General features: G+C 40.9%; 1 protein-coding gene. It reads right to left on the reverse strand.

The window, feature by feature from the left end; translation table 11 throughout:
• The coding region (locus tag ACYVTD_RS17640) for a hypothetical protein (RefSeq protein ID WP_461248923.1) at positions 1 to 239 on the reverse strand (239 nt) is incomplete at its 3' end.
• Positions 240 to 389: the final 150 nt, after the last annotated feature.

The raw sequence follows: 389 nt of genomic DNA on the forward strand, positions 1-389 counted from the left end.
CCTTTTGTCTCCGTAATAATAACCACGTTTAAAACTGTAGAGGAATACAACACGACCAATGTTATGGTTCTGCCGAAACATTGGCTCTTTTTTGGAAATTTTATTACCGCATGGCAGACGGGTCTTATGACGAGGGCGTTTTTAAATACTACTATCGTATTAATTTTTGTATTATCGGGCTCAATATTAATAAGCGCCATGCTGGCGTTCGTGTTAAACCGAATCAGGTTTCCGGGCAACAGCGTGTTTAAAAATTTGTTTCTTTTCGCATCCCTTATTCCTGGCGTCGCCATGCAGGTAACGGTGTACCAGATTATGTATTCCCTGCACCTTATAAACAGCCTTGGCGGATATATCATCCTGTTAATGGGATCTGACGTTATCTCTAT

The organism is Treponema sp. R6D11 (assembly GCF_054786075.1).